The organism is Paenisporosarcina sp. P4_D4, assembly GCF_056401835.1.
In genome coordinates this window covers 1-1,485 of record NZ_JBFUIO010000281.1, presented here as the reverse complement: position 1 = coordinate 1,485, position 1,485 = coordinate 1, and the positions used below count along the sequence as shown (strand labels likewise).

The following is a 1,485-nucleotide window of genomic DNA, read 5'->3' as shown; positions in this document are numbered from 1 at the left end:
AGGAATTACAAAGCAAGCTGTGAGTAAAATGGTGGATTATCTTGAGAAAAGTGGCTATGTAATGCGCAAAGCTCATCCCACTGATAAGAGAGGTAAAATTATTGTTTTGACCGAACGAGGTTGGTTAGTAGTGAAAGCAAAAGAGAAGATACTAACTGAGATTGAGCAACGTTGGATTGAAAACATAGGTGCTGAACGCCTGCAAATGCTCAAAGAAGATTTAACAAAATTAGTTTATGAAGCAAATGGAGATAAATTACCAACGAGATTAAGACCTGTCTGGTAATCATAGAGATTATAAATGGGACTATTTGCACATTCATCAACATAAAAAATACATAGTCCCCATAAACAATAAAAGTAAACTAATTTGTACACTTCTAAAGCTTATTCAACTAACTTGCCCGTTAGTTCAATAAGAAAAAAAGCTTCACTCCTTGTTGAAGTWATATACTCAACTATTTAAGAACAACATATTACCGCCTTGTTCAAATCCTTCTCATTTACTAAAACACTTCCATTGTCTTCAATTATGAAATCGACTTTGGCATCTGAAAGCCTTTTAATCGCTGAATCTATCGTTTCTTGACTGCTTGTTGAAGGTTCARCCCATACTTTATAGCTTTTTTCTTCAGAATTACAACCAGTAATTACGATAAAAAAACTTAGAATCATCATCGAGAGTAATATTCTTGATTTCACCTGTATCTCCCTTTTTAAATACATTCTATTTGATTTGATTGTTCAACTAAACTGCCACGTTAGTTCAATATGAAAAAAGGCTTCACTCCTTATTGAAGTAAAGCACCCGTTAGTTGAAAAACTTCTCTTTTACTTAGTTCCATCAGCAACAATATCAGCCCTTTCATTAGGCTTATGTTTTTCCACATAAATATCTTCTGAAATCATCCAATTATTTTCCCACATTTCACGGGCATCTTCTCCGTCTCTATCGAGACCTCTTGAAAGACGTTTTTCTCTTGGACAATCAACCCATATTTTGAAATCATATTTATCTGATAATTCTTTTCGAATAGAATATACGCCTTCGATTATTACAATGCCACCAACAGAAACAGTATGCCATTCTGTTAAGCTATCTGTTTCCCAATCGTACCGTTGATAATGTCCCTCTTTTTCATGGCTTATTGGTTCCAGCACCTGATTTAAAAGACGTTTCCAATCAAAATCAGCACCAATAGCTTTTTTTGTTGGATGTGTATTTATAATTTGAGAGGAAGGAAGGTGAAAATCATCCTTATGAACAATCGTTACATTAGAAAATTCTTCTTTTATTTTATCAGCAAATGTACTTTTCCCAGAACCTCCACAACCGTCTATCCCGATCAAGAGTGTAGATTGCTTTTTAGAAATTTCATTTATACCATCTACTAATTGTTTGAAAGAACTAAATTGACCCTTTATTATTTTAAAATTCATCTTAATTCACCACCTTCTGTTATTCACTATTTTTGTTAGTTCTCT

General features: G+C 33.4%; 2 protein-coding genes. One reads left to right on the top strand and one right to left on the bottom strand.

Features of this window, described 5'->3' with window-relative positions; genetic code table 11:
- A partial coding sequence (locus AC1DSL_RS18105; RefSeq protein ID WP_477533312.1) for a MarR family winged helix-turn-helix transcriptional regulator occupies positions 1 to 286 on the top strand: 286 nt, incomplete at its 5' end.
- A gap of 545 nt (positions 287 to 831) precedes the next feature.
- On the opposite strand, the gene AC1DSL_RS18100 is transcribed toward AC1DSL_RS18105, so the two are convergent.
- Entirely contained in the window at positions 832 to 1,440 is a 609-nt protein-coding gene (locus tag AC1DSL_RS18100) for a uridine kinase family protein (protein WP_477533311.1), read from the bottom strand.
- Positions 1,441 to 1,485: the final 45 nt, after the last annotated feature.

Coding starts and splice junctions, on each gene's coding strand:
- AC1DSL_RS18100 (WP_477533311.1), bottom strand. CDS start 1,440: ATGAATTTTAAAATAATAAAGGGTCAATTTAGTTCTTTCAAACAATTA.